General features: G+C 57.3%; 22 protein-coding genes. 8 read left to right on the top strand and 14 right to left on the bottom strand.

What is annotated here, in order from left to right; translation table 11 throughout:
- Positions 1–80 precede the first annotated feature (80 nt).
- On the top strand, positions 81–1,433 hold the full coding sequence (gene gorA, locus HFD87_RS14180) for a glutathione-disulfide reductase (RefSeq protein WP_167423578.1): 1,353 nt from the start codon (positions 81–83) through the stop codon (positions 1,431–1,433).
- Between the two features lie 284 nt (positions 1,434–1,717).
- Here the strand turns inward: gorA and HFD87_RS14175 are convergent, their stop codons facing one another.
- The 3 genes from HFD87_RS14175 to HFD87_RS14165 all read right to left on the bottom strand — a co-directional run bounded on the left by HFD87_RS14175 (position 1,718) and on the right by HFD87_RS14165 (position 5,279).
- Positions 1,718–2,110: a helix-turn-helix domain-containing protein gene (locus HFD87_RS14175; protein WP_243207482.1), complete on the bottom strand. Its 393-nt coding sequence runs from the start codon at positions 2,108–2,110 to the stop codon at positions 1,718–1,720.
- Positions 2,111–3,215: 1,105 nt separating this feature from the next.
- A complete protein-coding gene (locus HFD87_RS14170) occupies positions 3,216–4,112 on the bottom strand; it encodes an alpha/beta hydrolase (RefSeq protein WP_022623984.1) in 897 nt (298 codons plus the stop codon).
- Positions 4,113–4,628: 516 nt separating this feature from the next.
- On the bottom strand, positions 4,629–5,279 hold the full coding sequence (locus tag HFD87_RS14165) for a YtjB family periplasmic protein (RefSeq protein WP_010253606.1): 651 nt from the start codon (positions 5,277–5,279) through the stop codon (positions 4,629–4,631).
- 107 nt (positions 5,280–5,386) lie between these two features.
- Between HFD87_RS14165 and serB the strand changes: the two genes are divergently transcribed.
- The 3 genes from serB (at position 5,387) to nadR (ending at position 9,077) form a co-directional block, all read left to right on the top strand.
- The gene (gene serB, locus HFD87_RS14160) at positions 5,387–6,364 is read left to right on the top strand and encodes a phosphoserine phosphatase (protein WP_033770935.1); all 978 of its coding nucleotides are present in this window, start codon (positions 5,387–5,389) and stop codon (positions 6,362–6,364) included.
- 13 nt (positions 6,365–6,377) lie between these two features.
- On the top strand, positions 6,378–7,760 hold the full coding sequence (gene radA / locus HFD87_RS14155; RefSeq protein ID WP_010253610.1) for a DNA repair protein RadA: 1,383 nt from the start codon (positions 6,378–6,380) through the stop codon (positions 7,758–7,760).
- 75 nt (positions 7,761–7,835) lie between these two features.
- Entirely contained in the window at positions 7,836–9,077 is a 1,242-nt protein-coding gene (gene nadR, locus HFD87_RS14150) for a multifunctional transcriptional regulator/nicotinamide-nucleotide adenylyltransferase/ribosylnicotinamide kinase NadR (RefSeq protein WP_010253612.1), read from the top strand.
- A gap of 45 nt (positions 9,078–9,122) precedes the next feature.
- On the opposite strand, the gene HFD87_RS14145 is transcribed toward nadR, so the two are convergent.
- A complete protein-coding gene (locus HFD87_RS14145; protein ID WP_167423576.1) occupies positions 9,123–10,124 on the bottom strand; it encodes a zinc-binding alcohol dehydrogenase family protein in 1,002 nt (333 codons plus the stop codon).
- Between the two features lie 204 nt (positions 10,125–10,328).
- Between HFD87_RS14145 and HFD87_RS14140 the strand changes: the two genes are divergently transcribed.
- Entirely contained in the window at positions 10,329–11,225 is an 897-nt protein-coding gene (locus HFD87_RS14140; RefSeq protein WP_010253616.1) for a LysR family transcriptional regulator, read from the top strand.
- On the opposite strand, the gene HFD87_RS14135 is transcribed toward HFD87_RS14140, so the two are convergent.
- The 4 genes from HFD87_RS14135 to deoR form a co-directional block, all read right to left on the bottom strand.
- Positions 11,206–11,808, bottom strand: coding sequence for a putative adenosine monophosphate-protein transferase Fic (locus tag HFD87_RS14135; protein ID WP_089414589.1), 603 nt, complete (start codon positions 11,806–11,808; stop codon positions 11,206–11,208). The two genes, HFD87_RS14140 and HFD87_RS14135, sit on opposite strands and share 20 nt — an antisense overlap.
- A 12-nt stretch (positions 11,809–11,820) precedes the next feature.
- A complete protein-coding gene (locus HFD87_RS14130; protein WP_109652447.1) occupies positions 11,821–11,985 on the bottom strand; it encodes a YhfG family protein in 165 nt (54 codons plus the stop codon).
- Between the two features lie 64 nt (positions 11,986–12,049).
- Entirely contained in the window at positions 12,050–13,717 is a 1,668-nt protein-coding gene (ettA, locus tag HFD87_RS14125; RefSeq protein WP_010253620.1) for an energy-dependent translational throttle protein EttA, read from the bottom strand.
- Positions 13,718–13,908: 191 nt separating this feature from the next.
- On the bottom strand, positions 13,909–14,673 hold the full coding sequence (gene deoR / locus HFD87_RS14120; RefSeq protein ID WP_010253621.1) for a DNA-binding transcriptional repressor DeoR: 765 nt from the start codon (positions 14,671–14,673) through the stop codon (positions 13,909–13,911).
- A gap of 392 nt (positions 14,674–15,065) precedes the next feature.
- Between deoR and rbsK the strand changes: the two genes are divergently transcribed.
- From rbsK to HFD87_RS14105, 3 genes are read left to right on the top strand one after another with little or no spacing between them, the layout of a single operon-like run.
- Positions 15,066–15,983 (top strand): ribokinase, encoded by a 918-nt coding sequence (gene rbsK, locus HFD87_RS14115; RefSeq protein WP_010253623.1) that lies wholly within the window; start codon positions 15,066–15,068, stop codon positions 15,981–15,983.
- 9 nt (positions 15,984–15,992) lie between these two features.
- Positions 15,993–17,318: an L-fucose:H+ symporter permease gene (fucP, locus tag HFD87_RS14110; RefSeq protein WP_167423575.1), complete on the top strand. Its 1,326-nt coding sequence runs from the start codon at positions 15,993–15,995 to the stop codon at positions 17,316–17,318.
- Positions 17,315–18,328 (top strand): aldose 1-epimerase family protein, encoded by a 1,014-nt coding sequence (locus HFD87_RS14105; protein WP_167423574.1) that lies wholly within the window; start codon positions 17,315–17,317, stop codon positions 18,326–18,328. The genes fucP and HFD87_RS14105 overlap by 4 nt, the downstream gene beginning before the upstream one ends.
- A 7-nt stretch (positions 18,329–18,335) precedes the next feature.
- Here the strand turns inward: HFD87_RS14105 and urtE are convergent, their stop codons facing one another.
- From urtE to HFD87_RS14075, 6 genes are all read right to left on the bottom strand, one after another.
- Positions 18,336–19,034 (bottom strand): urea ABC transporter ATP-binding subunit UrtE, encoded by a 699-nt coding sequence (urtE, locus tag HFD87_RS14100; RefSeq protein ID WP_033769607.1) that lies wholly within the window; start codon positions 19,032–19,034, stop codon positions 18,336–18,338.
- A gap of 1 nt (position 19,035) precedes the next feature.
- Positions 19,036–19,827: an urea ABC transporter ATP-binding protein UrtD gene (urtD, locus tag HFD87_RS14095; protein WP_010253634.1), complete on the bottom strand. Its 792-nt coding sequence runs from the start codon at positions 19,825–19,827 to the stop codon at positions 19,036–19,038.
- Positions 19,824–20,897, bottom strand: coding sequence for an urea ABC transporter permease subunit UrtC (urtC, locus tag HFD87_RS14090; protein WP_033769609.1), 1,074 nt, complete (start codon positions 20,895–20,897; stop codon positions 19,824–19,826). The genes urtD and urtC overlap by 4 nt, the downstream gene beginning before the upstream one ends.
- A complete protein-coding gene (urtB, locus tag HFD87_RS14085) occupies positions 20,897–22,462 on the bottom strand; it encodes an urea ABC transporter permease subunit UrtB (RefSeq protein ID WP_167423573.1) in 1,566 nt (521 codons plus the stop codon). The genes urtC and urtB overlap by 1 nt, the downstream gene beginning before the upstream one ends.
- A gap of 92 nt (positions 22,463–22,554) precedes the next feature.
- Positions 22,555–23,823, bottom strand: coding sequence for an urea ABC transporter substrate-binding protein (gene urtA / locus HFD87_RS14080; protein WP_031292851.1), 1,269 nt, complete (start codon positions 23,821–23,823; stop codon positions 22,555–22,557).
- A 28-nt stretch (positions 23,824–23,851) separates the two neighbouring features.
- Positions 23,852–24,553 carry a GntR family transcriptional regulator gene (locus HFD87_RS14075; RefSeq protein WP_167423572.1) on the bottom strand — a complete coding sequence of 234 codons (702 nt, stop codon included), beginning with the start codon at positions 24,551–24,553 and terminating at the stop codon, positions 23,852–23,854.

The following is a 24,553-nucleotide window of genomic DNA, read 5'->3' as shown; positions in this document are numbered from 1 at the left end:
ATAGGCGCAAACTTTGCGTCATTTCGACCCGCAGCGTTACACTCAACCCCAATTTTTTATGCAACCGGATGGATACTTCAATGACCCGACATTTCGACTATCTCGCCATTGGCGGCGGCAGTGGCGGCATCGCCTCAATTAACCGTGCGGCTATGTATGGCCAGAAATGTGCCCTGATTGAAGCGAAAGAGCTGGGCGGCACCTGCGTGAACGTGGGCTGCGTGCCGAAGAAAATCATGTGGCATGCCGCGCAAATCGCCGAAGCGATCCATCTCTACGGACCGGATTATGGCTTCGACACCACCGTGAATTGCTTCGACTGGGCCACACTGGTGAAAAACCGCAGCGCCTACATTGATCGCATCCACAACTCCTATGACAACGTGCTGGGTAAAAACAAAGTCGAAGTGATCAAAGGCTTTGCCCGCTTTGTCGATGCGCACAGCGTTGAAGTCAACGGCGAGATTATCACGGCTAACCATATTCTGATCGCCACCGGCGGTCGTCCGGTCCACCCTTCTATACCGGGTGCAGAGTACGGCATTGATTCCGACGGTTTCTTTGAGCTGGACGCGCTGCCAAAACGTACGGCGGTCATCGGCGCAGGCTACATTGCGGTTGAGCTGGCTGGCGTGGTTAACGCGCTGGGATCGGAAACGCATCTGTTCGTCCGTAAACACGCGCCGCTGCGCAGCTTCGATCCGCTACTCACCGAAACGCTGGTCGAAGTGATGAACAGCGAAGGCCCGGCGCTGCACACCGAATCTATTCCAAAAGCTGTGATTAAAAACGGCGATGGTAGCCTGACGCTGCAACTGGAAAACGGCAGCGAATATACCGTGGATTGCCTGGTCTGGGCGATTGGCCGTGAGCCCGCCAACGATGCCCTGAATATTGACGCCGCTGGCGTCGCGCTGGACGACAAAGGTTATATCAAAGTCGATAAATTCCAGAACACCAATGTGTCAGGCATCTACGCCGTAGGCGACAACACCGGTGCGGTTGAGCTGACGCCGGTTGCGGTCGCGGCGGGCCGTCGTCTCTCTGAGCGTCTGTTTAACAACAAACCGGACGAGCATCTGGATTACAGCAATATTCCGACGGTGGTGTTCAGTCATCCGCCGATTGGTACCGTGGGACTGACCGAGCCGCAGGCACGGGAACAGTATGGCGACGACCAGGTGAAGGTTTATAAATCGTCATTTACCGCCATGTACACTGCGGTAACCCAGCACCGTCAGCCGTGTCGCATGAAGCTGGTCTGTGTGGGTGCAGATGAGAAAATTGTCGGCATCCACGGTATCGGATTCGGCATGGATGAGATGCTGCAGGGCTTCGCTGTGGCGCTGAAAATGGGTGCCACTAAAAAGGACTTCGATAACACCGTGGCGATCCATCCGACCGCAGCGGAAGAGTTTGTGACGATGCGTTAATTCCCCGAACAAAATACTATTGGGAAAAACTGGTCATCAGGGCCAGTTTTTTCCTGCAACTGCGCTCAACGAAAATTAATGCGCCCGCTGACGCGAAATGTAAAACCTGCGTTTCTCTTCATATTTTCAACACCCAGCAAGAGCCAGGCTGATTAACAGCGGAAAAACCGAACCGACAGTAATTAAATCCATTTATATATGAAATTATTTAATGACTACCGATTATATTCACAGTCCCGGCCTCCATTTCCACAGGATTATCGTTAGTGAATTTATCGCTGTGCTTAATGAATGCCTGAAGTGATACGACTGCTAAATAACCTCTCCACGCTGTCGCTTTTGAGGAGATAGCCTTTCTTCGAAACTCTCAGGATCACATCATCACTTAAACCCAGAAAAAAGAACTTCGACTTTAAATTAGACATAACCTGCCAGACCCGCTGCGTAGAAGAACTCAGTCCATGTTTATCCCAGACGTTCTCCATCAGTTCCGAATCCGTGACAACATCGACGGTAGCATTTTCAAAAAGATACTCTAATACGTGCGCCATGGTTTTTCTCAGGATGATATCTTCACCATACCCATTCAAACAAATTAGTCGCTTTGTCTTGTGTAAATAAACCACGTTCCCTTCAATAAGATAGCCAATAAAATTTACTTCATTACCCGGTAGCATGAGGTTCTCCAGAACAATGATGAAAACAAGATAATAACTTTTATTCAGGTATTTAAAAAACATCCCTTCATTATTTGTACATTACTTTTTAATCAGCCCTGGCCACGCCTTTCCATTGTTCCTGGTCTGTAATAGCGATGCCTCGATGATCGTCATGCATATAACGCTTTGTTGTGTGTTAAAATCCTGACTATCCACCTCGCCACATCGTTAATAAAAGTAATAATAAATAAGTCTGTTCTGGCGGAGAAGCAGACTGACCTTAATACTCATCCGACAGAATGCAATAAGATGTTGTTGCTTATCATCGCCGACAAGAAAAACTTAAATATTTCTTAGTTAAATCAGAAACCACCGATAAACTGACCAGGATGGATTGCTGTCTGATTTGCCTCATCTTATGCGTAGCCGTTATGAAATCATCTAACGTTAACGAAGACAATAAAGTGGGATTTTTATTTTAGTTCAAAACTTACGGTTTTTATTACGACCATCTGTAGCAGAATCAGCCAAAATAAAGCTTAAAAGAAGAATCGCTTTGGATTGAAAGACGATTGCGTCATCCGAACAAGCCCGCTTCAACGCTTTCATTAGTTTTTTTATAATCCATAAGATCTGATATTTCTGGCCAATTTTTGATCTGTATCAACTGGCAATATATCGGTGGAAAAAGCAAAGTAATGGCGGAAAAACAGAAGCAAAAGATATGAGATAGGAATGTTCTTTGCCCGGGAATTAATCAGATCCGTTTGTTTATTAAGATAATTATTAAAGCGTCCTTATTTAGCTATTTTGTACCGTACTAACGGCAGGAGATTGTCATCTCATTGTATACAGAGTCAGAAATAAGCGTGAGTGCCCCTTAGCTCCATACATCCTCGTTAACGTGATAAATAAGAATGAGTTATTAATGCGCCCTGACCTGTCAGCCTAGTCCGCTGATATCAATATTGAGGGGCTGGGTTTGGGTTTGGGAGATTTAAGATGACAGAGGACGCAGCATTAACCGGGACCGGGACAAAAGGCCACCTTCGATCTGGTGACCTTGCGCCAGGCAGGGGGAGAACGGATCCCCCGGTGCAGTTGTGCACCGCGCCAGTGCAACTCAGCTCACGCGATCCAGCCAGCGAACATAAGCCTGATCCCATAACGCCGCTGGCGTGCCCGCCTTGCCAAGGCCAAAGCCATGCCCGCCTTTGCTGATCTGAATCAGCTCAACCGGCACACGATTACGGCGGCAGGTATCGCGCATCAGCTCGGTGTTGAACGGATTTGAGGTGTGATCGTCCTCGGCCTGCGCCAGAAACGTCGGCGGATATTGCCGGGTTACGTAGTTCTGCACTGACCAGTTCGCCTCATCCTGCGGCGTGGCATTTTTGCCGACCATCATCAGATGGGTATTGGTGTGCTGATAAGGCGCTTCCAGGGTGATGACCGGATAGATCAGACCCACGCTGTCGACTTTGGGCACCACTTCATCCAGCGGATCGATGGCCGGATAGGATTCAAAGTCCGGACGCGCCGCCGCCAGCCCCAGCAGATGCCCACCTGCCGAGAAGCCCAGCACATGCACCTTGCGCTCAAAGGATCGCACCAGCCGGATGGCACGCTGCGCATCCTGCAGCGGTGCCAGCCGCCCCGCCTGCCACTTCTCATGCGGCAGCCGGTAGCTGAGCACATAGGCGGTATAGCCATTGGCATTGAGCCAGCGCGCGACCGGCCAGGCTTCGCGTCCCATGCCGATCCAGCGATAACCGCCACCCGCTGCAATTAATACCGCTTCGCCATTGGGATTTTCAGGTTTAAAGCGCTGAATCGCCGGGCTGACGATATTTGACCAGGAACCGGTGCTGTTAATATGCAACTGGCCCGATGGGCCGCCGCCGCCGGGCGGATCGTCCGGCCAGAGGGGAATAATGTCATCGCGGGCAAATATTTTGCCAGTGGTCATGGAGAGCCCGAGCGCTCCCGTGCCGAGAATAAAGCGTCGACGCGTAATCATAATGCCTGTTATGTGATACCAGAAGAGTGAGCAAACCGTTGCGGCAGGCTGCAGTAGAATCAACAGATGCAAGTCGGGTGCCATGGCTGGCGATTATGTACGCAATGGCCCCTGAAAAGCCATAAAAAAACGCGCCCGCCAGGCGTAATGCTGATCAGTTAAGTGACAGGTGATAACGCCGTCTGGTGCCGGGCAGGGGCTGGCGGTCCTCGCGCCGCTGCGCGGTTCCTTCACTTCATTCCTCTGCCTGACGGACCGCCGGGGATGGCACATCCTGTGCCGCCCCGCCTTTCGCCCGCGTCCTGCGGGCTCTCCTGGCAGACTCATTCTGTTCAGCGCTGCGGATTGCCTGCCCCTGCCCGGCACCAGCCTGCGCTGGCCCGCACTGAGGCTCGCTCGCCCATAAAAAAAAAGCTGCCACGTTTGACCGTGACAGCCTTTACAAATCTAATCTTAACTGACTGGCATTACCGCATAGCGGGCCTTTCTTGTTTTATCTTTACCGCAGCCGGAGCGTTACTCTTTCTTCTCGTCGTCCTCATCCCGATCCTCTTTCACCGGTGTACTGGCGGTGAGCAGGAAAGGCGACTGCTGCCAGCGGGTGCGGCGGTGGCGCAGCAGGGTGCGTGAGAGAATAATGCCAATTGCCAGCGCCAGCAGCATCATCAGACGCAGAATATTGGTGGTGTTATCGACCTGATGTGAGTCGGTGACCAGCACGTGGGTATCCAGCGTCACGCGCAAAAAGCCCAGCGGACCCTCGTTTCCGGCCAGCGGCTGCACAATCTGATGGTTGAAATAGCTGCCCGCGCGCTGGCCGTCGAGCGCCAGCCGATCGCGGACATTGATGTTTTCACCGCTGTGCGCCACCAGGCTGCCGTCGCCGTCATAGACCGATGCATCCAGAATACGGCTGTTAGCCGTCATCTGATTAAGAATGGCTTCTATCTGAGTCCGGTTATTTTCACTGTTGTCCATCAACGGCTTAAGGCTGAACGCCACCTGGCTGGTCAGCGTATGCGCCAGCTCCTCGACCTGTTCAGAACGCGCCGCCTGATGGCCGAGGCTGAACCAGGATGCGCCCTGCATCAGCACGACCAGCAGCGCCATCGAGATGAGAACGATCACGGTACGATGTAAGCGAAATTTCAGTGCGGTTTTAGCCATTAATCATCCGGGTCATATCACAACAGAAAGCCTGGAGATTATGTTGCCAGAAGCGGCGCAGACAAGGTAGCCTCTTGCGTGGTTTTGTTGTCCCTACAGGAGCTCTGATGCCAAATCGTTTAACCTGGTGCGATCTTCCCGCCGATGTCTCCCTCTGGCCGGGTTTGCCCCTTTCTCTTAGCGGTGATGAAGTGATGCCGCTGGATTATCGCGCTGGCCGTACCGGCTGGCTGCTGTATGGCCGCGGGCTGGATAAGCAGCGGCTGACCGATTACCAGCACCAGCTGGGTGCCGCCATGGTGATCGTCAGCGCCTGGAACGTCGATGAGTATCAGGTGATTCGCCTGGCGGGATCGCTGACGCCGTTTGCCAGCAAGCTGGCGCACGACGCCGGACTGGATGTTGCGCCGCTGGGCAAAATCCCGCATCTCAAAACGCCAGGCCTGCTGGTGATGGATATGGACTCCACCGCGATTCAGATCGAGTGCATCGACGAGATTGCAAAACTGGCGGGCTGCGGCGAGCAGGTGGCGGAAGTCACGGAACGTGCGATGCGCGGCGAACTCGACTTCACCGCCAGCCTGCGTCAGCGCGTGGCCACGCTGCAGGGCGCGGACGCCAATATTCTGAAACAGGTGCGTGATGCCCTGCCGCTGATGCCTGGCTTAACCACCCTGACGCAGAAGCTGCAGGCGCTGGGCTGGCAGGTTGCCATCGCGTCTGGCGGCTTTACCTACTACGCCGAATACCTGCGCGACAAGCTGCATCTGTCGGCGGTGGTGGCTAATGAACTCGAAATTCGCGACGGCAAACTGACCGGCAACGTGCTGGGACCGATTGTCGACGCACAATACAAAGCCGATACCCTGAAGAAGCTGGCGCAGCGTTTTGACATCGCGCCGGAACAGACGGTGGCGATCGGCGATGGTGCCAATGACCTGCTGATGATCAAAGCCTCAGCGCTGGGCATTGCGTTCCATGCTAAACCTAAGGTGAATGAGCAGACTGCGGTCACCATTCGCCATGCCGATTTAATGGGGGTGTTCTGCATCCTCACCGGCAGCCTGATCCACGAAGAGCGTTAACTGAGGTATTGATTTGGCCAAAGCGGCAAAACGCGCATTTGTCTGTAACGAATGTGGCGCAGATTACCCACGCTGGCAGGGGCAGTGCAGCGCCTGTCACGCCTGGAACACCATCACCGAGGTGCGCATTGCCGCCTCGCCCGCGGCTGCGCGTAACGAGCGCCTGAGTGGCTATGCTGGCAGCGCCGGAACCAGCCGGGTGCAGAAGCTCTCTGAAATCAGCCTGGAGGCGTTACCGCGCTTCTCGACCAGCTTCAAAGAGTTTGACCGGGTGCTGGGCGGCGGGGTGGTGCCGGGCAGCGCCATTCTGATTGGCGGCAGCCCCGGCGCAGGCAAATCCACGCTGCTGCTGCAGGTGATGTGCCGGTTGTCAGAGGGGATGAAAACCCTGTATGTCACCGGCGAAGAGTCACTGCAGCAGGTGGCAATGCGCGCCCATCGTCTGGGATTACCCACCGAAAATGTGAATATGCTGTCGGAAACCAGCATTGAGCAGATCTGCCTGATCGCCGAACAGGAGCAGCCGCAACTGATGGTGATCGACTCGATCCAGGTGATGCACATGGCGGAGATCCAGTCATCGCCGGGCAGCGTCGCCCAGGTGCGTGAAACCGCCGCTTACCTGACGCGCTTCGCCAAGACGCGCGGCGTGGCGATCATCATGGTCGGTCACGTCACCAAAGATGGCTCCCTGGCCGGACCGAAAGTGCTGGAACACTGTATCGACTGTTCGGTGCTGCTGGATGGCGATGCCGATTCCCGCTTCCGCACCCTGCGCAGTCATAAAAACCGCTTCGGCGCGGTTAATGAACTGGGTGTGTTTGCCATGACCGAGCAGGGCATGCGTGAAGTCAGCAACCCGTCAGCTATTTTCCTGTCGCGCGGCGAAGAGATCACCTCGGGCAGTTCGGTGATGGTGCTGTGGGAGGGAACGCGACCGCTGCTGGTGGAGATTCAGGCGCTGGTCGATCACTCCATGATGGGCAATCCACGCCGCGTGGCCGTGGGTCTGGAGCAGAACCGCCTGGCGATTCTGCTGGCAGTATTGCACCGTCATGGCGGATTGCAGATGGCGGATCAGGATGTGTTCGTTAACGTGGTCGGCGGCGTCAAAGTCACTGAAACCAGTGCTGACCTGGCGCTGATGCTGTCGATGGTGTCGAGCCTGCGCGATCGTCCGTTGCCGCAGGATCTGGTGATCTTCGGCGAAGTGGGACTGGCGGGCGAAATCCGTCCGGTGCCCAGCGGTCAGGAGCGCATCGCTGAAGCGGCGAAGCATGGCTTCAAACGCGCCATAGTGCCGGCAGGGAATGCACCGAAAAAACCGATTGCCGGGATGCAGGTTTTCAGCGCGAAGAAGCTGGCCGATGCGCTGGCGATTCTGGACGATCTGTAACGCGCCTGCGGCCGCCAGCGAAAAGCCGCTGGCAGGCCGCTCCCACCTTAACCGCATTGATGCAGGAGGCACGACATGTCGTCGTTTGATTATCTGAAAACGGCCATTCGCCAGCAGGGTCACACGCTGCAACAGGTCGCTGATGCCAGCGGCATGACCAAAGGCTATCTGAGCCAGTTGCTCAATGCCAAAATCAAAAGCCCCAGCGCGCAAAAGCTGGAGGCGCTGCACCGTTTTCTGGGTCTGGAGTTTCCGCGCCGCGATAAAACGGTCGGCGTGGTGTTTGGTAAATTCTATCCGCTGCACACCGGCCATATCTATCTGATTCAGCGCGCCTGTAGCCAGGTCGATGAGCTGCATATCATTATGGGCTACGACGAGCCACGTGACCGCGAACTGTTTGAGAACAGCGCGATGTCACAACAGCCCACGGTCAGCGATCGCCTGCGCTGGCTGCTGCAGACCTTTAAGTATCAGAAAAATATCCGCATTCACGCCTTTGATGAGGAGGGGATTGAGCCCTATCCACACGGCTGGGATGTCTGGAGTAAGGGCGTCAGCGCGTTTCTCAGCGAGCACGGTATTGCGCCGGACTGCATCTACACCAGCGAAGCGCCCGATGCGGAGATGTATCAGCAGCATCTGGGCATTCAGACCGTACTGGTCGATCCCAGCCGATCCTTTATGAGCATCAGCGGCGCGCAGATCCGTCAGGATCCGTTCCGCTTCTGGGATTACATCCCGACCGAAGTGAAACCTTTCTTTGTGCGCACCGTGGCGATCCTCGGCGGGGAGTCGAGCGGTAAATCGACGCTGGTGAATAAACTCGCCAACATCTTCAATACCACCAGTGCCTGGGAATATGGCCGCGACTATGTCTTTTCCCACTTGGGCGGTGATGAAATGGCGCTGCAATATTCAGATTACGACAAGATCGCGCTGGGCCAGGCGCAGTACATCGATTTCGCGGTTAAATACGCCAATAAAGTGGCGTTTATCGACACCGACTTTGTGACCACGCAGGCGTTTTGTCTGAAGTATGAAGGGCGTGAACATCCGTTTGTGCAGGCACTGATCGATGAATATCGCTTTGATCTGGTGATTCTGCTGGAGAACAACGTGCCGTGGGTTGCGGATGGCTTGCGCAGCCTGGGCAGTTCCGTGGATCGACGCGAGTTTCAGTCGATGCTGGTGACGATGCTGCGGGAAAACAACATCGAATTCCTGCACGTGCAGGAAGATGATTATGACACCCGGTTCCTGCGCTGCATTGAACTGGTGAAAGCGATGCTGGGCGAGAAAAACGCCCAGCCGTAACGCATGCTGTAACCCGGTCTGCCGCAGGGCAGCCGGGTCAGCGCATTAATACACCATCACCACTTTGCCGCGCATGTGGCCTTCCAGCACGCGCTGATGGGCGGCAGTTAACGTCTCAACGCTTAGGCCGTGCAGCGTCTCGCTCAGTGTGGTTTGCAGCTTACCTTCATCCAGCAACGCCGAGACGGCATCCAGAATCTCACCCTGACGCGCCATATCCGGTGTGTTAAACATGCTGCGGGTGTACATTAGCTCGAAGTGCAGTGCGGCACTCTTCAGCTTCAGCTGATCCATCGACAGCGGATGTTCATTTTCCACGATGGTGCAGATATGACCCTGCGGGGCAATAAGCTTTGCCATGGTTTCCCAGTGACCGTCGGTATCATTCAGGCAGAAGATATAATCGACCTGCTTAATGCCCTGTTTTTCCAGCTCTCCAATCATATCTTTGTAGTTGATCACCAGATCGGCGCCACGATCGCGGCACCACTGCGCGGAATCTTCACGCGAAGCGGTGGCAATGATCTTCACCTTGCTGCGCAGTTTCGCCAGCGGGATCGCCAGCGATCCGACGCCGCCTGCGCCGCCCACGATCAGCAGCGTCTGATCTTCCGTTGCCGTCTCCAGGTTCAGTCGCTCAAACAGCCCTTCCCAGGCGGTCAGGGCCGTCAGCGGGATCGCGGCCGACTGCGCCCAGTCCAGGCTCTCTGGCTTGTGACCGGTGATGCGTGAGTCAACCAGCTGCTCGGTGCTGTTACTGCCAGGACGGGTCAGGTCACCCGCATAAAAAACTTTATCGCCTGGCTTAAAGTTGCTGACTTTGCTGCCCACTTCCAGCACCACACCGCTGGCATCCCAGCCGAGGATGCGTGGCTGCTCTAATCCGTTCTTCTTCGCCCCTTTGTGAACCTTGGTATCGACCGGGTTGACCGACGCGGCTTTGACTTCGACCCGCAGGTCATACTCACCTGGTGCTGGGGTGTCAGGGAAAATTTCAGTGAAGTTTTCAGGACTTTCCGGATTAATTGCGATAGCGCGAATAGACATAAATTTTTCCTGTTTAGTCAGGCTGGAAGCCTGGATCTGGTGGTTGCCATTCTGGCCCTGAAGAGTGCTCACACTCCGCAGGGGCTGTGCCACGCTGTCCGTGGCAGACTGGCTGATGATTCGGAACAGGCTTTAAGTGTAGAACCTGATTTTAGCAGTGATAAGATGGACAATCTTTCATAGAGTGTTCGTCTGAGGTGAACAATGGCATTTCGTCAGTGGCAGGATATGGCACTGTTTGCGCTGGTGGCGGAGTGCGGCAGCTTTACCGGCGCGGCAGAACGTGCTGGGCTGCCAAAATCGAGCGTCAGTCAGCGCATCAGCCAGCTGGAGCAGCGGCTGGGAATTCGGTTGCTGAACCGCACCACCCGCCAGCTCAATCTGACCTTTGCCGGTGAGCGCTATCTGCTGCATTGTCAGGAGATGATGCAGGCCAGTGAACGCGCCGATCAGGCGATCGCCAGCCTGCGCGAAAACCCCAGCGGGCGTCTGCGCATCACCAGCCCGGCGGGGATTGGTGCCACGCTGCTGGCGCGCTGTAACGCGGCGTTTTTACGTCTCTATCCCGATGTGACGCTGGATGTCTCGATCTCCGATGAGATGCGTGATCTGGTGCAGGAGGGCTTTGATGTGGCGCTGCGCACCGGTCAGCCGCAGGAGTCCTCGCTGATTGGCCGCCGGATAGGCAACTGCCCGCGACTGCTGGTCGCTTCACAGCGCTATCTTGATCAGCATCCGCCGCTGGTTCATCCACAGCAGCTGTCTGCCCACCGCTGTATAGCGCATCGTGCCTGGAATGAATGGGTGTTGCAGCGCGATGATGAGTTCTACCGCTGGCTGCTGCCGCCAGGCCATCTCACGGATAATTTACTCTATGCGCGCGAATCTGCGCTGGGCGATGCGGGCATTACGCTGCTGCCGCACTTTCTGACCGACGGGGCGATGGCGGATCCCCGGCTGGTGCCGGTACTGCCGGAATGGGAAATCGAGGGGAATGAGCTCTGGCTGGTCTATCCGGGCCGTAAACTGAATTCACCTGCGCTGGCGCGGTTTATTGAGTTCGCGCTGCAGTCACCGGTGTTCAGGGAGTTTTATCGCTGACCGGTACAATGTGGCGCAGGAAGAGTGCCGCCATTTTTTCCGGGCCACTCTGGTAACCCGCGATATTTGCCGCTAACCAGTCGCTGGGGCTCACGCCTTCCCAGCTCACCTGATAGCCTGCGTGAAGAATGATATGCTCGAACAGAATGCGTAATGCCCGACCGTTTCCTTCCCGAAAGGGATGCAGGATATTGAACTCGCAGTAATACCAGGCAACCTGATGACAAAAAGCTTCATGGTCAGTCTGCTCCAGCCATCTTTCGCACGCCAGTTTTGCAAATAATTTCTCCGCTTCACGCAGAATAAAAGCCGGCTGGCAAAAGCGGGTCTCTCCTTTGCTGATAGAGATATCGCGTATCTGCCCCGCCCAACTATAAAGCTCGTTAAACAGGCAGTAATGAATGTGACACAGTGACTGAAGGGTAAAAGGAGGATGAGAGAGCTTAATGGTGTGAATGGTCAGTGCGGTAACATCACGCTCAGCCTGATCCAGCAGGGTTTGTTCGCGGATATCATAGCGATTGATCAGCACATCGGAATCGGGATAACAGTAGTGATCTCGCCAGACAAGATAACGATTCACGTTGGCTTCCTGCTACTGCTTATAGCGGCGTCGAACCTGTTCCAGGGTCGATAATTCAGCATCTGCTGAAATACGTATCCCCTCCAGCAGGGAACTTGCGGCAAAGTTTGCGACTTTAGTGGCTTCATAAATCGCTTCAGCTTTTTTAGCCACTGGCCGCTCAGCTTTTTTCTTCATTGCGTTCAGCCCTTAAAACGTCACTGGTGAAGCAGGAGGAGGCCTGAGCCTCCCCCTGACATCGTTACTTCGTCATACGCTTGTACTTGATGCGCTTCGGCTCCAGCGCTTCGGCGCCGAGGGTACGCTTCTTATACTCTTCATATTCGGTAAAGTTACCTTCGAAGAATTCGATGTTGCCCTCATCCTGATAATCCAGAATGTGTGTGGCGATACGGTCCAGGAACCAGCGGTCATGCGAGATCACCATGGCACAACCCGGGAACTCCAGCAGGGCGTTTTCCAGCGCGCGCAGGGTTTCAATGTCCAGGTCGTTGGTTGGTTCATCGAGCAGCAGCATGTTGCCGCCAACCTGCAGCAGCTTCGCGAGGTGCAGACGACCACGCTCACCACCCGACAGTTCGCCTACGCGTTTGCCCTGATCGACGCCTTTAAAGTTAAAGCGGCCGACATAGGCGCGGCTTGGCATCTCGGTGTTACCGATGCGCATGATGTCCTGACCGCCGGAAACTTCTTCCCACACGGTTTTGGCGTTATCCATGCTGTCGCGGAACTGATCCACAGAGGCCAGTTTCACGGTTTCACCCAGTACAATCTCGCCGGAATCAGGTTGTTCCTGACCAGACATCATGCGGAACAGCGTTGATTTACCCGCGCCGTTCGGACCGATAATCCCGACAATCGCACCTTTCGGTACCGAGAACGAGAGATCGTCAATCAGCACACGGTCGCCATAAGACTTACGCAGATTGCTGACTTCCAGCACTTTGTCACCCAGACGGGCACCTGGCGGAATGAACAGTTCGTTGGTTTCGTTACGCTTCTGGTAGTCGGTGTTGTTCAGCTCTTCAAAGCGTGCCAGACGGGCTTTGCCTTTAGACTGCTGGCCTTTTGGCCCTTTGCGCACCCACTCCAGCTCTTTCTCAATCGACTTGCGACGAGCGGCTTCAGAGGAGGCTTCCTGCGCCAGACGCGCATCTTTCTGCTCCAGCCAGGAGGAGTAGTTACCTTCCCACGGAATCCCTTCGCCGCGGTCAAGTTCCAGAATCCAGCCTGCAACGTTATCCAGGAAGTAACGGTCATGCGTAATCGCGACGACGGTGCCTTCGAAGTCGTGCAGGAAGCGCTCCAGCCAGGCGACAGATTCGGCGTCCAGGTGGTTCGTCGGTTCGTCCAGCAGCAGCATGTCTGGTTTTTCCAGCAGCAGGCGGCAGAGGGCGACGCGACGACGTTCACCACCGGAAAGGGTGGCGATTTTCGCGTCCCAGTCAGGCAGGCGCAGCGCATCGGCAGCACGTTCCAGCTGGGTATTCAGGTTGTGACCATCGTGAGCCTGGATGATCTCTTCCAGACGGCCCTGTTCAGCGGCCAGTTTGTCGAAGTCTGCACCTTCTTCAGCATAGAGCGCATAGACTTCGTCGAGACGCTTCAGTGCGCCAACGACTTCTGACAGCGCTTCTTCTACCGACTCACGCACGGTGTGTTCAAGGTTAAGCTGCGGTTCCTGCGGCAGGTAGCCAATCTTGAGGCCTGGCTGCGGACGCGCTTCCCCTTCGATATCTTTATCGATGCCGGCCATGATGCGCAGCAGGGTAGATTTACCCGCGCCGTTCAGGCCGAGTACGCCAATTTTTGCGCCAGGGAAGAAGCTGAGCGAGATGTTTTTCAGGATATGTCGCTTCGGCGGAACCACTTTGCCGACGCGATGCATGCTATAGACGAATTGAGCCACGTTGGTTTGAGCCTCTGGGTCTGTTGGTCGTTTGAATGATGTCGAAGTTTAGCCTTTTTCACCGTTTAATCCCAGCCGGGGGGCGGCGAATATTAGCGTGGCGGAGCCGATGCCGGGCGATGTCAGGCATAACTGACTGATTTCCACGCTCAATCGCTGACAGAGTCAGGAGAGGATGTCAGAAAGAGGCGTCAGGGCAGGCGCAGCGGGATCGCCTGCTGGGCCAGCCAGTTTTGCAACGCCTGATCGGGCGCGCTGTCACTCACCAGCAGATCAAAGCGCTGCAGCTCGGCGATGCGGGCAGGCAGCACCTTGCCATATTTACTGCTGTCAGCCACCAGCACCGACTTTCGGGCGCGCAGCATGGCGTGATGTTTCATCATCAGCTCATTGGTGTTGTAGCAGGTCGCGCCCTGATCTTTGTCGATGCCCGCCGCAGAGATAAAGGCCAGCGTCGGGCAGAGATCGTCAAGGATGGTATGCACGCCAATCGGCGTAAACAGGGCGTTGTCGGCATGAAATTCACCGCCGCTGAGAATCACGTTACAGGCCGGTTTCTCTTTCAGGGTCAGAAAGGTATTCATGGCGCAGCAGATGGCGGTAAACGACAGGGTGTCGGGAATCGCATCCACGATGTAGGGCAGGGTGGTGCCGCAGTCAAAAAAGACCGTATCGTTCTCATTGATCAGGCTGGCGGCCGCCTGTGCCAGCCGCTGCTTTCTGGCGGCATTCTGGCCATGCTGATCGCTGACAAAATAGTGGCTGGCATGACTTTTCGGATCGCTGACGATATAGCCGCCCAGCAGGACTACGCTGGAGCCCGGCTCGGTTAAATCGCGGCGAACCGTCATCTCTGAGACGCCAAGCAGCTGGGCCGCATCTTTCAGATGCAGTTTGTCGGTGCGTTTCAGCGCCTGCGTCAGCTTGTGAATGCGTTCGTCGCGCCGGGTTTCCATGGTCATCTCTCTGTTCCCTATCCTGCAGTGCGGAGGAAAGACGCCGGGATCGACGTCAATACGCTACAAACCTCACAGATTTGAATGAGTTGCGTCTCATCCGCCAGGCTGGCAGTCAATCTTACCCGCAATCCGTGAGGGCCGCAAACCTCCGCCGTACTGTCAGCGCGTGGTGATATCGGCACATCACCGCGGGCGGTTGTGGCTTTCACCATCCGCGTTCAATGATGTTAGATTGTTATAATAATAACACTGAAAATCCCATTGCATGCCGTTGTTCGCCCATCACCACCGTGTCAGGATGTGGTTTTTGTCACATATTTAACCTTTAAGAATTGTTATTGTTACTTTAATAACATTTTAAGTTTAAAAAACATCCGGGAGAAAAGGTCATGACAATTGCGGTCATCGGCTCAAACATGGTCGATCTGATTACCTATACCAACAGCCTGCCGAAAGCGGGCGAAACCCTTGAAGCGCCCGACTTTGCCATTGGCTGCGGCGGTAAAGGGGCCAACCAGGCGGTCGCGGCGGCAAAAATGGGCGGCAACGTGATGATGGTCAGCAAGGTCGGTGACGATCTCTTTGCTCCGAACACCGTTGCAAATCTTCAACAACAGGGCGTGGACACGCGCTTCGTCACCACCGCACCGGGCACCTCCAGCGGCGTGGCACCAATTTTTGTCGATGACCAGTCGCAGAACCGCATTCTGATTATCAAAGGTGCTAACCAGCAGCTGAAACCGGCCGATATCGACGACGCGGCTGAGGCGCTGAAAGCCTGCCAGCTGATCATCCTGCAGCTGGAGATCCCACTGGAGACGGTCTATTACGCCATCGATTTTGCCCGCCAGCATCAGATCAACGTGATCCTTAATCCGGCGCCGGCCGTCGCCACGCTTGATATTGATTACGCCTGCAAATGCGACTTCTTTATGCCCAACGAAACCGAGCTGGAGATCCTCACCGGCCTGCCGGTCAGCAGCGATGAAGAGGTGATCCTCGCCGGACAGTCGCTGCTGAAACGCGGCCTTAAAAATCTGATCATCACCCTGGGCAGCCGGGGATCGGTCTGGATGAGCGGCGACGAGATCCATCGCGTGGATGCCACACCGGTTCAGGCGGTCGACACCAGCGGCGCGGGCGATGCCTTTATCGGCTGCTTTGCGTATCTGCTGGTGGAAACCGGCGATGTGGCAGCCGCCATGACCCAGGCGTCTGCCTATGCCGCCTGCAGCGTCACCGGGCGCGGCACCCAGCGCGCCTATCCCGACGCAGAGAGTTTCCAGCGTTTTCTCAACCGTAACTGAGGTTCTGCCATGCACCAGAAAATTGTTCAGCAATCTGATGGCTATCTGAATAAAACGCCGCTGTTCCAGTTCATTCTGCTGTCGTGCCTCTTTCCGCTCTGGGGCTGTGCGGCGAGTCTTAACGATATCCTGATCACCCAGTTTAAAAGCGTATTTGCCCTGAGCGACTTTGCCAGTGCGCTGGTGCAGAGTGCCTTTTATGGCGGCTATTTTCTGATTGCGATCCCCGCGTCGCTGGTGATCCGCAAGACCAGTTACAAGATGGCGATCATGATCGGCCTGGCGCTCTACATCGCCGGCTGTATCGCCTTCTATCCCGCCTCGCACATGGCGACCTACACCATGTTCCTGGCAGCGATATTTGCCATCGCCATCGGCCTGAGTTTCCTGGAAACCGCCGCCAACACCTTCAGCTCGATGATTGGCCATCGTGATCACGCCACGCTGCGCCTCAACGTCAGCCAGACCTTCTATCCGATAGGTGCGCTGATGGGGATCGTGCTGGGTAAATATCTGGTGTTCCAGGATGGCGACAGCCTGGAGAGTCAGATGGCGACCATGACGGCAGAGCAGGCGCATGCGTTCCGCCTGACGATGCTGGAACACACGCTGGAGCCCTACAAATATCTGGTGATGGTGCTGATGGTGGTGATGCTGCTGTTTATGTTCACCCGCTATCCGCGCTGTAAACCCGAAAGCAGCGAGAGGTCGCGCCCCTCGCTGGGCGAGACTTTCCGCTATCTGGCTGGCAACCGACACTTTAAACGCGGAATTGTGACCCAGTTCCTCTATGTCGGCATGCAGGTGGCCGTCTGGTCGTTTACCATTCGTCTGGCGCTGACGCTGGGGGCGACTAATGAACGTCACGCCTCGAACTTTATGATCTACAGCTTCATCTGCTTCTTTATCGGCAAGTTCGTGGCGAACTTCCTGATGACCCGTTTCCGCGCAGAGAAGGTGCTGATTGCCTATTCGGTGCTGGGCGTGCTGACGCTGGCTTATGTGATGCTGGTGCCGAACTTTACCGCCGTTTACGCTGCCGTCTTTGTCAGCGTGCTGTTTGGTCCCTGCTGGGCGACGATCTACGCGGGAACGCTGGCGACGGTCGATAACAAATACACCGAAGTCGCGGGCGCGTTTATCGTGATGGCGATTGTCGGTGCGGCCTTTGTCCCGGCGCTGCAGGGCCTGGTTTCGGACTCACTGGGTTCTATGCAGCTGGCATTTGGCGTCTCGCTGCTCTGTTTCGCCTGGGTCGGATTCTACTTCTATGGCGAACTGCGCCATAAAAAACAGCCGGTTGCGACCGGTCGTCTGGCGGAGGAGTTACCATGAAAACCCGTTTACCCTTAGCGCGTGAACAGTTTCACACCACACCCTGGGTGCTGCTGGAGAGCGATGATTTCCGGGTTGAGCTGTTTCGCTATCCGGCGGGCATTGAGGCGGTGCGCATTCATAACCGGCGCGGCAGCGTGACCGTGCTGCCGTTTCTCGGGCAGATGATCTGGGACGCAGAGTTCGACGATCACAACCTGACCATGGGCCACAGTTTTAAGCAGCCACTGCCCGCAAATTCGATCATCGACACCTATGGCTGTTTCGCGTTTCATTCGGGACTGCTGGCCAACGGCTGTCCCGCACCAGAGGACGATCATCCGCTGCACGGTGAGATGGCCTGCGCCCGCATGGACAGCGCCTGGCTGGTGCTGGAGGATCAGACGCTGTCGCTGGAAGGGGAGTGTGAATATGTCAAAGGCTTCGGCCATCACTACCTGGCCGCACCCGCCGTCCGCATTCCGGCCGGCCAGCCCCGGCTGACGATTGAGATGACAGTCACTAATCTGGCTGGCGCGCCGATGCCGCTGCAGTATATGTGTCACCTCAACAGCGCGTGGATCGATCAGGGCCGCTTCCGGCAGTCGATCCCCGAACAGGCATTCCAGCTGCGTCGCTCGATCCCGGCGCATCTGCGACCAACGCCCGCCTGGCGGGATTACACCGATCGGCTGGCGCGCGATCCGCAGGCGTTACAGCAGCTCGATCAGCCGCAGCTTTGCGATCCGGAGATCGTCTTCTTCGCGGACGATCTGCCGCAGTATGGCGATGAGGTGCAGTTTGAGTTGCATGCGCCGCAGGGCTATGCGCTGATGACGCGCTTCTCTACCGCACAGTTCCCGCACGCCACTCGCTGGCTGCTGCACAACCACGATCAGCAGGTGGCGGCCTATATTCTGCCCGCCACCTGCCGGCCAGAGGGCTTTCTTGCCGCGCAGCAGGCTGGCACGCTGATCACCCTGGCGCACGGTGAACAGCGCCACTTTTCTGTCGAGACCGGCTTACTCTGAGCCGGGTTTAAATTGCCACCAGGCCGCGCACACCCTCTGCTTCCATGGTGTCGCCGCGGCCACGCTGCACAATTTCTCCGCGCGACATCACCAGATAGCTGTCCGCCAGCTCCGCCGCGAAGTCATAAAACTGCTCCACCAGCAGGATCGCCATATCTCCCCGCTGCGCCAGCTGGCGGATCACTGCGCCGATCTCTTTGATCACCGAAGGCTGGATCCCTTCGGTCGGCTCATCAAGGATCAGCAGCTGAGGCCGACAGGCCAGCGCCCGGCCAATCGCCAGCTGCTGCTGCTGACCGCCAGAGAGGTCGCCGCCCCGGCGTGACTTCATCGCCAGCAGCACCGGAAAGAGCTGGTAGATCTCCTCCGGCACTTCACGCGCCTGCGCAGCCGGAAAGCGTGACAGCCCCATCAGCAGATTCTCTTCCACCGTCAGACGCGGAAAGATTTCCCGCCCCTGGGGCACATAGGCGATGCCAGCCTGCACCCGCTGGTGCGGCTTGCGGCCATTCATGCGCTGCTGCTGCCAGTGAATCTCGCCCGACTTCGCCGGGATCAGCCCCATCAGGCATTTCAGCAGCGTGGTCTTCCCAACGCCATTGCGCCCCAGCAGACAGGTGATTTCGCCAATCTTTACCTCAAACGACAGGCCGCGCAGAATATGACTGCCGCCATAATATTGATTCAGTTCAGTAACCTGTAACATTTCAGCGCCCCAGATAAACGTCGATAACCTGCTCGTTGGCCTGCACGTCGCGCAGCGAACCCTCGGCCAGCACCTGACCCTGATGCAGCACCGTCACATGGTCGGCAATGGTTTCGACAAACCCCATGTCATGCTCCACCACCATCAGCGAATGCTTGCCCGCCAGGCTGCGGAACAGCTCGGCGGTATAGTCCGTTTCGGCGTCGGTCATACCCGCGGCCGGTTCATCCAGCAGCAGCAGATGCGGCTCCTGCACCAGCAGCATGCCGATCTCCAGAAACTGCTTCTGGCCATGCGACAGCAGGCCCGCGCGACGCTGGCGTTCGCCGCCCAGCCGCAGCAGTTTCAGCACCTCATCAATGCGATCACGCTGTTCACCGCTGAGGCGGGCGCGCAGGCTGGCCCAGACCGATTTATCGGCTTTAAGCGCGATCTCCAGATTTTCGAACACGGTTAACGCCTCAAACACCGTGGGCTTCTGGAACTTGCGGCCGATCCCTGCGCGGGCGATCTCCACCGGTGAGAGACGGGTCAGATCGCTGTCCTGGTCGTAGATCACCCGGCCGGCATCGGGCCGGGTTTTGCCGGTGATCACATCCATCAGCGTGGTTTTGCCCGCGCCGTTGGGGCCGATCACGCAGCGCAGTTCCCCGACGCCGATCTGCAGCGAAAGATCGGTCAGCGCCCGGAAGCCTTCAAACGACACGCTGATCTTCTCCAGCTGCAGCACCGGATCGCGCTGCACCCGATGGCGATCCGCCAGCTGAGTTTGGGTAAACAGGACATCACTCATTTTTTCCTCCGGCGCAACAGGCCAATCACGCCGTGCGGCAGAAACAGCGTGACCAGGATAAACATCAGCCCCAGGAAAAAGAGCCAGTATTCGGGAAAGGCGACGGTGAAGAAGCTGCGTGCGCCGTTAACAATCGCCGCGCCCAGCAGCGGGCCAATCAGCGTGCCGCGTCCGCCCAGCGCCACCCAGATCGCCGCTTCAATCGAGTTGGCCGGTGACATCTCACCCGGATTGATAATGCCGACCTGCGGCACATAGAGCGCCCCGGCCAGGCCGCACAGCACGGCGGAGAGCGTCCAGACAAACAGCTTGAAACCGCGCGGGTCGTAACCACAGAACATCAGGCGGTTCTCCGCATCCCGCACCGCAGTCAGCACCCGGCCAAATTTGCTGCGCGCCAGGGCGAAGCCGATCGCCAGGCTCAGCAGCAGCAGCAGCACCGTGGCGATAAACAGCCCGATACGGGTGGGGGTTGCCGTCACCGAAAAGCCGAGCAGGGTGGTAAAGCCGGTAAAGCCATTGTTGCCGCCAAAACCGGTTTCGTTACGGAAGAACAGCAGCATCCCGGCGTAGGTCAGCGCCTGGGTCATGATGGAGAAGTAGACGCCTTTGATCTTCGAGCGAAAGGCGAAGAAGCCAAAAATCAGCGCCAGCAGGCCCGGCACCAGCATGCTCAGGCAGAGCGCCCAGACGAAATAGTCGGTGCCGGTCCAGAACCAGGGTAGTTCACGCCAGGAGAGAAAGGACATAAAGGCGGGTAAACCCTCGCCTGCGGCCTGGCGCATCAGGTACATGCCCATGGCATATCCACCCAGGGCGAAAAAGAGGCCGTGGCCCAGCGACAGCAGTCCGGCGTAGCCCCACACCAGATCCAGCGCCACCGCGACTACCGCGTAGCAGAGGATTTTGCCGACCAGCGTCAGGGTATAGGTGGAGATCGCCAGCGGATGCGTGGCGGGCAGCAGCGCCAGAAACGGCATCACCAGGAGCGCCACGGTAATCGCCAGGCCAATGCTGATGGTCAGGCGCGGCGCGGTGCGCGCCACGCGAAGCGTGATGGGTTGCGTCATCAGTCAGTCACCCTTCCTTTTACCGCAAACAGCCCCTGCGGACGTTTCTGAATAAACAGCACGATAATCACCAGAATCAGGATCTTGCCCAGCACGGCGCCAATCTGCGGCTCCAGCACTTTGTTGAGAATGCCCAGGCTGAACGCGGCAACCACGGTGCCCGCCAGCTGACCGACGCCACCCAGCACCACTACCAGGAACGAGTCGATAATGTAGCCCTGGCCCAGCTCCGGCCCGACGTTACCGAGCTGCGACAGCGCCACGCCGCCCAGCCCGGCAATCCCCGAGCCAAGGCCAAACGCCAGCATATCGACGCGGCCGGTCGGCACGCCGCAGCAATCCGCCATGGCGCGGTTCTGGGTCACGGCGCGCACGTTCATGCCAAGGCGGGTCCGGTTCAGCAGCAGCCAGGTGAGTGCCAGCACAAACACCACAAACAGGATCACCGCGATGCGGTTCCACGGCAGCACCAGATTGGGCAGCAACTGCAAGCCACCCGAAAGCCACGCCGGATTCGCCACCTCCAGGTTTTGCGCCCCGAACAGCACCCGCACCAGCTGGATAAGCATCAGGCTGATCCCCCAGGTGGCGAGCAGCGTCTCCAGCGGACGGCCATAGAGATGGCGGATCACCGTGCGTTCCAGCGCCATGCCGATGGCGGCGGTAACCAGAAAGGCAACCGGCAGCGCCAGCAGCGGATACCAGGCTAAATAGTGCGGCGCAAACTGCTGAAACAGGCTCTGTACCCACCAGGTGGCGTAAGCGCCGAGCATCAGCATTTCACCGTGCGCCATGTTGATCACCCCGAGCAGGCCATAGGTGATCGCCAGACCCAGCGCGGCCAGCAGCAGTATGGAACCCAGCGACAGGCCGCTAAAGGCCTGCCCCAGCAGATCGCCCCACATCAGCCGTTTCTGAATCTGTTGCAGACTTTCCGCCGCGGCGGCCCGTACCGTGGCGTCCGGCTCATTCGCGGGCTGGGTCAGGCGTTGCAGGCTGGCCTGCGTATTGGGATCGCTGGACTCACCCAGCAGTTTCACCGCCCGCAGGCGCACCATCGGCTCGCCATCCGCCAGTTGCAGATTCGCCAGCGCCAGTGCCAGTGCGGCATGAACCCGGCTGTCCTGCTCGGCGGCAAAACGCTGCTCCAGCAGCGGCAGCTGGTCGGCAACGCCCTCACTTTGCAACTGCTGCGCTGCACGCAGACGCAGGGCCGTATCAGTGCTGACAAGCTGGTGGGCGGCCAGCGCGTTGTTAACCAGCACGCGCAGGCGATTGTTCATAAACAGCTTTTTCAGGTTGCCCGTGGGCTGCGCCACCGCATCCAGCGGCTGCAGCGTGGCTCCCTGCTGGCTGAACGGCTGTTTATTCTGGTCGATGACCACCGTTTCGGCATGCAGCGCTTCCAGCAGCGGCAGGCGAGGACTATCCGGTGCGGCGGCCCACTGTTGCAGCAGCGTGGCCTGCTGACTGCGGCTGGCGGCGGCAAAGTCAGCCGCCGGTCCGGCACTGGCCAACAGCGGCATCAGCAGCAGCAGGCTGAAAAAGCAGCGACATAGATTCATAAAAGGAGCCTCGTCAGGGGAGGGCAGCACGGCGGGGTGCCGTGCTGCCGCTTCACAGCGGGTGACGCTGCGTATCTATCAGCAACCCGCGATTACTGCGCGGTCTTCACCGGGTGATCGGGTTTTTTGTCGTTACCGGCAATGTACGGGCTCCACGGCTGCGCGCGTACCGGCTGATCGGTCTGCCACACCACGCTGAACTGGCCGTTCTCTTCCACTTCGCCAATCATGACCGGCTTATGCAGATGATGGTTGGTCTGATCCATGGTCAGGGTAAAGCCATCCGGCGCTTTAAAGGTCTGACCGGCCATCGCCGCCCGCACTTTGTCCACATCCGTGGTGCCCGCTTTTTCCACCGCCTGCGCCCACATATGAATGCCAACATAGGTCGCTTCCATCGGGTCGTTGGTGACGACGGTGGCGGCGTTCGGCAGGTTATGTGCTTTGGCATATGCGCGGTAGTCGGCGACAAACTTCGCGTTGGTCGGATTATCGATAGACTCGAAATAGTTCCAGGCGGCTAACTGACCCACCAGCGGTTTGGTGTCGATGCCGCGCAGCTCCTCTTCGCCCACCGAGAAAGCGACCACCGGAATGTCAGTGGCTTTGATCCCCTGGTTCGCCAGCTCTTTGTAGAACGGCACGTTGGAGTCGCCGTTGATCGTGGAAACCACTGCCGTTTTGCCGCCAGCCGCAAACTTTTTGATGTTGGAGACAATGGTCTGGTAGTCGCTGTAACCAAACGGCGTGTAGACCTCTTCGATATCTTTATCCGCCACGCCTTTGCTGTGCAGGAAGGCGCGCAGGATCTTGTTGGTAGTACGCGGATAGACATAGTCGGTGCCAAGCAGGAAGAAGCGTTTCGCGCTGCCGCCATCTTCGCTCATCAGATACTCCACGGCCGGAATCGCCTGCTGGTTAGGCGCAGCGCCGGTGTAGAAGACGTTGGGTGACATCTCTTCCCCTTCATACTGCACCGGATAGAACAGCAGGCCGTTCAGCTCTTCAAACACCGGCAGCACCGATTTGCGCGACACCGAGGTCCAGCAGCCAAACACCACCGCCGCCTTATCCTGGGTCAGCAGCTGCCGCGCCTTCTCGGCAAACAGCGGCCAGTTAGAGGCGGGATCGACCACCACCGGCTCCAGCTTTTTCCCCAGCACGCCCCCTTTGGCGTTGATCTCATCAATGGTCATCAGCGCCACATCTTTCAGCGGCGTTTCCGAAATCGCCATGGTGCCGGAGAGCGAATGCATGATCCCCACTTTGATGGTGTCAGCCGCCTGCGCACTCCAGGCGAACCCCATGCTGACAACGGTAGCGGAGAGGGCGAAAGCCTTGATCAACGAACGTCTTTTCATCATCTGAAACCCCTGAGTAGTTGTTGTGTTATTCGGTGAGCTGGAGTCGGGCCTGCTGAAGGCGGTGCAGCGTGATCTTTCTGACCTCCGCCTTACTCACGGCGATGTGATCGGTCAGGATGCGTTGCGCCCCGGCGGTCTGCTGCTGAAAAATTGCCTGTAAAATCTGTGCATGTTCCTGATAAGTGGCACAGATGCGATCGTCGCGAGTGAAGTCGAGCCGACGGATAATGCGGATCTTCTCGGTGAGTTCGGCATGAATGCGTGCCATCTCCGGGTTACCCGCTGCTGCCACCAGCGTCATGTGAAATGCCTCGTCATGCTGCGATACCACCAGGCCCTCTGTAAGCGCTTCCGCCTCGCACCAGAACTGGTTCAGTTCGTTTAACAGCGCGACACACTGCGGCGCAGGCAGTGCGCAGAGGCGTTTGACCGCCTCGCACTCCAGCACGGTGCGCAGGTCATACAGCGATTCGAACCAGGCGAAATCGAAGTTCTTAATCTGCCAGCCGCTGCGAAACCAGACTTCGACAAAGCCTTCGCGTTCCAGCCGGAACAGCGCCTGACGGACCGGGGTGCGGCTGACCGCCATCCGTCCGGCGATTTCGCTTTCGCTGAAGCGATCGCCCGGCATCAGGCGAAAGGCGAAGATATCGTCCTTCAGCGCCTGATAAACCCGTTCCGCCAGCGCTTCCGGGCGGGCTTTAGGGGAGTGGGGTTGCGTTGTCAT

Source organism: Pantoea sp. EKM21T (assembly GCF_011800405.1).
Taxonomy (GTDB): Bacteria; Pseudomonadota; Gammaproteobacteria; order Enterobacterales; family Enterobacteriaceae; genus Pantoea; species Pantoea agglomerans.
Note: the sequence above shows the minus strand (reverse complement) of the source record. Positions and strands in the feature narration are given on the sequence as shown.

Coding starts and splice junctions, on each gene's coding strand:
- gorA (WP_167423578.1), top strand. CDS start 81: ATGACCCGACATTTCGACTATCTCGCCATTGGCGGCGGCAGTGGCGGC.
- HFD87_RS14175 (WP_243207482.1), bottom strand. CDS start 2,110: ATGCTACCGGGTAATGAAGTAAATTTTATTGGCTATCTTATTGAAGGG.
- HFD87_RS14170 (WP_022623984.1), bottom strand. CDS start 4,112: ATGATTACGCGTCGACGCTTTATTCTCGGCACGGGAGCGCTCGGGCTC.
- HFD87_RS14165 (WP_010253606.1), bottom strand. CDS start 5,279: ATGGCTAAAACCGCACTGAAATTTCGCTTACATCGTACCGTGATCGTT.
- serB (WP_033770935.1), top strand. CDS start 5,387: ATGCCAAATCGTTTAACCTGGTGCGATCTTCCCGCCGATGTCTCCCTC.
- nadR (WP_010253612.1), top strand. CDS start 7,836: ATGTCGTCGTTTGATTATCTGAAAACGGCCATTCGCCAGCAGGGTCAC.
- HFD87_RS14145 (WP_167423576.1), bottom strand. CDS start 10,124: ATGTCTATTCGCGCTATCGCAATTAATCCGGAAAGTCCTGAAAACTTC.
- HFD87_RS14140 (WP_010253616.1), top strand. CDS start 10,329: ATGGCATTTCGTCAGTGGCAGGATATGGCACTGTTTGCGCTGGTGGCG.
- HFD87_RS14130 (WP_109652447.1), bottom strand. CDS start 11,985: ATGAAGAAAAAAGCTGAGCGGCCAGTGGCTAAAAAAGCTGAAGCGATT.
- deoR (WP_010253621.1), bottom strand. CDS start 14,673: ATGGAAACCCGGCGCGACGAACGCATTCACAAGCTGACGCAGGCGCTG.
- rbsK (WP_010253623.1), top strand. CDS start 15,066: ATGACAATTGCGGTCATCGGCTCAAACATGGTCGATCTGATTACCTAT.
- fucP (WP_167423575.1), top strand. CDS start 15,993: ATGCACCAGAAAATTGTTCAGCAATCTGATGGCTATCTGAATAAAACG.
- HFD87_RS14105 (WP_167423574.1), top strand. CDS start 17,315: ATGAAAACCCGTTTACCCTTAGCGCGTGAACAGTTTCACACCACACCC.
- urtE (WP_033769607.1), bottom strand. CDS start 19,034: ATGTTACAGGTTACTGAACTGAATCAATATTATGGCGGCAGTCATATT.
- urtD (WP_010253634.1), bottom strand. CDS start 19,827: ATGAGTGATGTCCTGTTTACCCAAACTCAGCTGGCGGATCGCCATCGG.
- urtC (WP_033769609.1), bottom strand. CDS start 20,897: ATGACGCAACCCATCACGCTTCGCGTGGCGCGCACCGCGCCGCGCCTG.
- urtB (WP_167423573.1), bottom strand. CDS start 22,462: ATGAATCTATGTCGCTGCTTTTTCAGCCTGCTGCTGCTGATGCCGCTG.
- urtA (WP_031292851.1), bottom strand. CDS start 23,823: ATGAAAAGACGTTCGTTGATCAAGGCTTTCGCCCTCTCCGCTACCGTT.
- HFD87_RS14075 (WP_167423572.1), bottom strand. CDS start 24,553: ATGACAACGCAACCCCACTCCCCTAAAGCCCGCCCGGAAGCGCTGGCG.